The sequence below is a fragment of the Nocardia sp. NPDC057227 genome (genome assembly GCF_042669725.1).
Classification (GTDB): domain Bacteria; phylum Actinomycetota; class Actinomycetes; order Mycobacteriales; family Mycobacteriaceae; genus Nocardia; species Nocardia asteroides_A.
Map to the genome: position 1 here is coordinate 165,237 of NZ_JBHUXA010000016.1, position 6,601 is coordinate 171,837.

The 6,601-nt window shown below is 72.3% G+C and carries 6 protein-coding genes; all 6 read left to right on the top strand.

Translation table 11 applies throughout. From position 1 onward, the window contains the following. The first annotated feature begins 2 nt into the window (after positions 1-2). Genes ACFUJ1_RS22440 through ACFUJ1_RS22465 form a run of 6 tightly spaced genes read left to right on the top strand, consistent with a single transcriptional unit; the run spans position 3 to position 6,556 of the window. Positions 3-845, top strand: coding sequence for an amidohydrolase family protein (locus ACFUJ1_RS22440; protein ID WP_378648454.1), 843 nt, complete (start codon positions 3-5; stop codon positions 843-845). Beyond that, complete coding sequence (locus ACFUJ1_RS22445) at positions 842-1,891, top strand: acyl-CoA dehydrogenase family protein (RefSeq protein WP_378648456.1); 1,050 nt, start codon at positions 842-844, stop codon at positions 1,889-1,891. Before ACFUJ1_RS22440 ends, ACFUJ1_RS22445 begins: the two co-directional genes overlap by 4 nt. Positions 1,892-1,903: 12 nt before the next feature. Continuing rightward, the gene (locus ACFUJ1_RS22450) at positions 1,904-3,085 is read left to right on the top strand and encodes an acyl-CoA dehydrogenase family protein (protein WP_378648458.1); all 1,182 of its coding nucleotides are present in this window, start codon (positions 1,904-1,906) and stop codon (positions 3,083-3,085) included. Beyond that, positions 3,085-4,746: an OB-fold domain-containing protein gene (locus ACFUJ1_RS22455; protein WP_378648460.1), complete on the top strand. Its 1,662-nt coding sequence runs from the start codon at positions 3,085-3,087 to the stop codon at positions 4,744-4,746. Before ACFUJ1_RS22450 ends, ACFUJ1_RS22455 begins: the two co-directional genes overlap by 1 nt. Then, the gene (locus tag ACFUJ1_RS22460) at positions 4,743-5,636 is read left to right on the top strand and encodes an alpha/beta fold hydrolase (RefSeq protein WP_378648462.1); all 894 of its coding nucleotides are present in this window, start codon (positions 4,743-4,745) and stop codon (positions 5,634-5,636) included. The genes ACFUJ1_RS22455 and ACFUJ1_RS22460 overlap by 4 nt, the downstream gene beginning before the upstream one ends. Next, on the top strand, positions 5,633-6,556 hold the full coding sequence (locus ACFUJ1_RS22465; RefSeq protein WP_378648464.1) for a TIGR03619 family F420-dependent LLM class oxidoreductase: 924 nt from the start codon (positions 5,633-5,635) through the stop codon (positions 6,554-6,556). The genes ACFUJ1_RS22460 and ACFUJ1_RS22465 overlap by 4 nt, the downstream gene beginning before the upstream one ends. Positions 6,557-6,601: the final 45 nt, after the last annotated feature.

Consider the following 6,601-nt stretch of genomic DNA (forward strand, 5'->3'; position numbering starts at 1 on the left):
TCGTGACCAGAGTCATCGATGGCCTCGTCAATGTGCACTTCGGTGAGGTCGAGCAGCAGCCCGACTGGATGCTGAAGGTGCGCGACGACTACTTCAAGGGCCCGAAGTCGATGTTCGCCCAGCCAGAGCTGGACGAGCTGATCGACGAGATGGACGAGCAGGGCGTCGAGAAGGCGATCCTGATGTACAACATGCGCAAGCCGTCGGCCACCGCGCTGAAGTTCGCGGAGGCGCGGCCGGAGCGGTTCGCGTTGGCGATCAACGGCGTCGACCTGCTGCGCCCGGTGGCCTCGCTGCGCGAACTCACCGCGCTCACCCGCGACCTGCCGGTCGCGTACACCGCCGTCGGCGCGAGCTTCTGGGGCGAGGGCAGGTACCCGCCCAGTGACGCGGTGTACTACCCGCTCTACTACAAGTGCTCGGAGCTGGGGCTGCCGCTCTGCATGAACACCGGCATCCCGGGCCCGCCCATCCCGGGCGAGGTGCAGAACCCGATCTACCTCGACATGGTCTGCGTGCGCTTCCCCGAGCTGAAGCTGTGCATGATCCACGGCGCCGACCCGTGGTGGGACGTGGCGATCCGGCTGCTGATCAAGTACGAGAACCTGCGGCTCATGACCTCCGCCTGGTCGCCGAAGCGGTTGCCGGACAGCTTGATCCACTACATGCGGACCAGGGGCAAGCAGAAGGTCATGTTCGGGTCGGACTGGCCGGTGCTGCCGATGCGGCGGGTAATCCCCGAGGCGCTCGCGCTCGACCTGCCCGCCGACGTCATCGACAACTACCTCTACGCCAACGCCGATGCCTTCTTCTTCGGCGACCGGGCGGGTCAGGAGCAGCAATGAATCGCTACGAACTGCGCAGGCAGGACTACAGCCTCTCCGAGGACCAGACCGAGCTGCAGGCGGTCTACGCCAAGTTCTTCCGCACCCGCTCCCCGATCGACACGGTCCGCGCGGCCGAGGGCACCGGGTTCGACAAGAGCCTGTGGGAGCGGCTCTGCGGCACCGGGGCGACCAGCATGGCGCTGCCGGAGTCGGCGGGCGGTGACGGCGCGGGGCTGGTCGAGCTGACCCTGGTCGCCGAGGAGCTGGGCCGGACGCTGGCGCCGGTGCCGTGGATCGAGCATGTGGTCGCCGCGCGGCTGCTGGCCCGGCTCGGGTCGGTGCCGGACGACATCGTGGGCGGCAGGCGGATCGTCGCGCTGGATCCCGACCCGGCTGCGCGCCCCGGCCCCCGGCTGATCCCCGCCGGGGCGGTGGCCGAGGAGGTCGTTGTGCTCGACGGCGCGGACGTGGTCCGGCTGACCTTCGACAGCCCGCCCACCCGGGTGGAGAATATCGGCAAGCTGCCGATGGCGTGGGTGGACGCGGGCACCGCAGACTCCGCCACGGTGCTCGCGAGCGGCCCCGAGGCGGTGGCCGAGTACCGGCGCGCACTGGACGAGTGGCGGGTGCTGACCGCCGCTGCACTGGTCGGGCTCCTCGACGAAACCCTGCGCATCGCCGCCGAATTCGCCACCACCCGCTTCACGCTCGGCGTCCCGATCGGCACCCTGCAGGCCATCTCGCACCCGCTGGCGAATATCGCGATCGCGGTGAACGCGGGCCGCAACCTGAACCGCCGCGCTGCCTGGTTCCTCGAGCACGAGCCCGGGCACCAGCCGGAGCTGCCCGCCGCCGCGTTCGTCTACATCACCGGCGAGGCGCCCGCCGCGGCCACCATGGCGGTCCAGGTGCAGGGCGGCCTCGGGGTCTCGGCCGAGGCGGCCGCGGCCGCCTACCTGGTCCGGGCCAGGGGCTGGGCGCTGGCAGGCGGCGACCCCGCCCTGCACGCCCGCGAACTCGCCGAGACCGTGGCCAGGCGCGAAGCCGCCGCCCTTTCCGCATAGGAGAACGCAGACATGGATTTCTCACGCGTTGAGCTGTCCGAGCAGGACTCCGCCTTCCAGGCCGAGGTCCGCGCTTTTCTGGACGAGCACGTCACCGACGAGGTGCGCCGCCGCGACCGCGAGACCGGCGACAACTTCGACGAGGGCGTGCACCTGGCCATGGCCGCGGCGGGCTGGCTCGCCGCCGAGCTGCACCGGGAGGGCGGGCCCCAGCTGAACCGGCTGCGTGAGCGGCTCTGGGACCTGGAGAAGCGCCGCGCCGAGGTGCCGTGGGTGACCTGGGGGACGACCAAGATCGTGGTTCCCTCGGTGCTGCGGCACGGGTCGAAGGAGCTGCAGGACGAAGTGCTGCCCGGTGTGCTGGACGGCACCGTCCGGCTGTGCCTCGGTTATACCGAGCCGGACGGTGGCTCCGATGTCGCCTCCTGCAAGACCCGCGCGGTGCGCGACGGTGACCAGTGGATCATCAACGGCTCCAAGATGTTCACCACCGGGGCGCACAACTCCCGCTACGTCTTCCTGATCACCAACACCGACCCCACGGCGCGGAAACACAAGAGCCTCACCATGTTCCTGGTGCCGCTGGATACGCCGGGTATCGAGATCCAGGGGCTGCGCACGGTGGACGGTGACCGCACCAACATCGTCTACTACAGCGATGTGCGGGTGCACGACCGCTACCGGCTGGGCGAGGTGAACGACGGCTGGGCCGTGCTGCTCGGCCCGCTCAACGAGGAACACGGCGTGGTCGACGCGGCCAATGACGGGCTGCAGGACGTCTCGATCATGACCCACCAGGGCTCGACCATGGCGACCACCGTCGACCGGGTCGCCGGGCTCGCCGCCGACCGGGTGGCCGAGGATGCCTCGGCGGCGGTGCGGCTGGGCCGCAGCTTCGCGAAACTCGAAGCCGCGCTGAGCGCGCCGCACATGTTCGGCCGGGTCGCCCTCGCCCAGACCATGCGCGATATCTCGCCCGATCTGATGGACGTGCTCGGTCCGGCTGCGGCGCTGTCCGCCGACACCGACGGGGCCGCCGACGAGGGCGCCGCCGGCTATCTGTACCGGTGGGCGCCGCTGTGCGGGATCTACGGCGGCACGCTCGAGGTGTTCCGCAATATGATCGCCCAGCACGTGCTCGGCCTGGGCAGGCCCGCCTACGCGCCGCCGAAGAAGCCGGTGGCCGCGAGCTGATGCCGGAGAACGAAGCGCCGCGCCGGCCGCTGCCGCTGCTGACCCCGCAGAACGAGTTCTTCTGGAGCTCGGGGGCGGACGGGCGGCTGCGGGTGCAGGAGTGCCGGTCCTGCTCGTCGCTCATCCACCCGCCGCAGCCGGTGTGCCGGTACTGCCGCGGCGCGGAGATGGGCGTGCGGGCGGTGTCCGGTGCGGCGACCCTGATCGGGTTCACCGTCAACCACCGCTTCGCGCTGCCCGGCCTGCCCGCCCCGTACGTGGTGGCGCAGGTGGCGCTGGCCGAGGACGCGCGGGTGCGGCTGACCACCAACGCGGTGCAGTGCGACCCCGAGACCCTGCACCTGGGCATGCCGATGGAGGTGGTGTTCGAGCGGCACGACGACGTCTGGCTGCCGCTCTTCCGCCCGGCCCCGCCGCCCGCGCTGCCCGCCCCGCTGCCCGAGGACGAGGTCACGGCCGAGACCGTCGCCCGGTACGTCCGCCGCCCGGCGAGCACCTCGAAGTTCGAGGACCGGGTCGCGATCACCGGAATCGGCGCGACACCGCCCGGCCGCCGCACCATGGCCGACCCGCTGGCGCTGACCCTGCAGGCGTGCCGGGAGGCGGTGGCCGACGCCGGGCTGCTGCTCGACGACATCGACGGCCTCTCCACCTACCCCGGCCCCAACCTCGGCCCGTTCGGCGAGGGTGGTGTCACCGCGGTGGAGTCCGCGCTCGGGCTGCGGCCGACCTGGCACAGCGGCGGCCCGGAGACCTTCGGCCCCGGCGGCTCGGTGATCGCCGCCATGCTCGCGGTAGCGAGCGGGCTGGCCAGGCACGTGCTGTGCTTCCGCACCATCTGGGAGTCCACCCACGGCGAGCTGGTGCGCACGGGCAGGCTGGCCCTGCCCGGCGGGCGCACCGACAGCTGGCAGATCCCGTTCGGCGCCACCTCGGCCGCGCACACCCTCGCGCAGAACGCGCAGCGGCACTTCCACCGCTACGGCACCGACCGGGAAACGCTCGGCTGGATCGCGCTCAACCAGCGCGCCAATGCCGCCCTGAATCCGGATGCGATCTACCGCGATCCGCTCACCATGGACGACTACCTGAACGCCCGCCCGATCACCACCCCGTTCGGGCTCTACGACTGCGACGTGCCCTGCGACGCCGCCGTGGCCGTCGTCGTCTCGGCCAGGGACGCCGCCGCCGACCTGGCCCGACCGCCGGTCCTGGTGGAGGCCGTCGGCACCCAGATCATCGAGCGGCTGGAGTGGGACCAGAGCACGCTCACCCACGAACCCCAGGTCATCGGCCAGGCCGCGCACCTGTGGACCCGCACCGACCTGCGCCCGGCCGATGTGGACGTGGCCCAGCTCTACGACGGCTTCACCTTCAACTGCCTGTCCTGGATCGAGGCGCTCGGCTTCTGCGGCATCGGCGAGGCCAAGGACTTCCTGACGGGCGGGGTGAATATCGCCCGCGACGGCGTGCTGCCGCTCAATACCCACGGCGGCCAGCTCTCGCACGGCCGCACCCACGGTATGGGGCTGCTGCACGAGGCGATCGTGCAGCTGCGCGGCGACGGCGGCGCGCGGCAGGTCGCCGACGCCTCGGTGGCGGTGGTCTCCAGCGGCGGGCTCACCCCCAGCGGCGTGCTGCTGCTGCGGGCGGACCGATGAGGGCCGGGTCGCCGGTGGCGGCGCGCACGGTCGAGGTTGACGGCATCCCGATGTCGGCGCTCTGCGCCGAGGTCGACGAGCCGCGCGCCGTGCTGGTCGCCGTGCACGGCGGTGCCGCCAACGCGCGATACTTCGATCTGCCCGGCCACCCGAGGGCGTCGCTGCTGCGGCTCGGCGCCGCGCTCGGCTGCACCGTGCTCGCGCCGGACCGCCCCGGCTACGGCGCCTCCGCCGGCGCCGAGGCCGAGTTCCGGCCGCCGCAGCGCCGGGTCGATGCGGTGTATCGCACCGTGGACGCGCTGCTCGGAGCCCGCAGCCGCGGTGCGGGGGTCTTCCTGATCGGGCACTCGGCCGGGTGCGATCTCGCGGTCCGGATGGCCGCCGACGAGCGCGGCGCCGCGCTGCTCGGGCTCGAACTCGCGGGCACCGGGCTGGTACGGCAGGAGCGCGCCGTCCAGCGAATCGCCGCCCTGGTGCGGGAGCAGGACCGCGCGGGCATCCGCGACCTGCTGTGGCAGCCCGCGCGGGTGTATCCGCCGGAGTTGTTCGGCGGCAGGCCGATCGCCGACCGGGCCCCCGGCTACGAGGCCGATGTCGCGGTGGACTGGCCCGGCGACTTCCGGGCGCTGGCCCCCGACATCCGGGTTCCGGTGCGCTTCACCTGCGCCGAGCACGAGTCGGTGTGGCGCCGCGACGCCGCGGCGCTCGACGAGGTGCGCGGAATCTTCCGCGGCGCACCGCGGTTCGAGATCAACCACCAGGCCGACGCCGGGCACAACCTGAGCGCGGGGTACGGCGCCACCGCCTACCACCTCGGTGTGCTCGCCTTCGCCGAAGAGTGCGCGGTAGCGGCCGAGACCGCACCGTACGAGAGGGAGCGCGGCGCATGAAGTACGTACTGGAGTATCCGAGCGAGCAGCCGATCGCCCCGGTCGACTTCCTGCGCCCGGAGGTGATCCGCGAGGTTGTGGTGCGCGCCGAGGCGGTCGGCTTCGACGCGGTCGCGCTGAGCGAGCACCCCGCGCCCTCGGCCAAGTGGCGGGGCGCGGGCGGGCACGAAACCCTCGACCCGATCGCGGCGCTCGGCTTCGTGGCCGGGGTGACCACCCGGCTGCGGCTGCTCACCAACCTCTACGTGCTGCCCTTCCGCAACCCGTACCTGTCGGCCAAGGCGCTCGGCAGTCTGGACATCGTCTCCGGCGGCCGGCTGATCGCCGGTGTCGGCGCCGGGTATCTGCGCGCCGAGTTCGCCGCGCTCGGGGTCGACCACGAGCGGCGCGCCGCTCTCTTCGACGAGGCGCTCGGCGCGCTGCGCTCGATCTGGACCGACCCCGCATCGCCGGTGTCCGGCACCGGTTTCGGCGCGCCCGGCGAGACGTGGTCGCAGCGGCCGGTGCAGCTCCCGTACCCACCGATCTGGATCGGCGGCAACGGCGCCGCGGCCCGCCGCCGGGTGGTCGTGCACGGTGACGGCTGGATGCCGATCATCGCCGCCGCCCGCATGGCCGCCGCCATGCGCACCACGGCTCTCGAAACACCCGAACAGTTCGGCACCGCGGTCGACCGCCTGCGCCGCGACCTGGAGCGGGCGGGCCGCGACCCGGAATCGGTGACCATCCAGGTGGTCTGCCCGCACTTCCGCTTCGACGACTCCGCAAGCGTCGCCGAGGCGCGTGCGGTGCTCGCCGATCTGGGCAAGCGCGGCGCGACCTCCGCGGTGGTGCACGCCGACGGCAGCTCGCCGGCGGCGACCGCGGCTTTCCTCGACCGCTTCGGCGAAACATTCCACGACGACTGGAGAACATCGTGAAGGTTCCGTTCACCTGGAAGGTCACCGGCTGGTTCATGATCGGCT

Bases quoted from the DNA above. Each gene is read 5' to 3' on its own strand.
- ACFUJ1_RS22465 (WP_378648464.1), top strand. From the start codon at position 5,633: ATGAAGTACGTACTGGAGTATCCGAGCGAGCAGCCGATCGCCCCGGTC.
- ACFUJ1_RS22460 (WP_378648462.1), top strand. From the start codon at position 4,743: ATGAGGGCCGGGTCGCCGGTGGCGGCGCGCACGGTCGAGGTTGACGGC.
- ACFUJ1_RS22450 (WP_378648458.1), top strand. From the start codon at position 1,904: ATGGATTTCTCACGCGTTGAGCTGTCCGAGCAGGACTCCGCCTTCCAG.
- ACFUJ1_RS22455 (WP_378648460.1), top strand. From the start codon at position 3,085: ATGCCGGAGAACGAAGCGCCGCGCCGGCCGCTGCCGCTGCTGACCCCG.
- ACFUJ1_RS22445 (WP_378648456.1), top strand. From the start codon at position 842: ATGAATCGCTACGAACTGCGCAGGCAGGACTACAGCCTCTCCGAGGAC.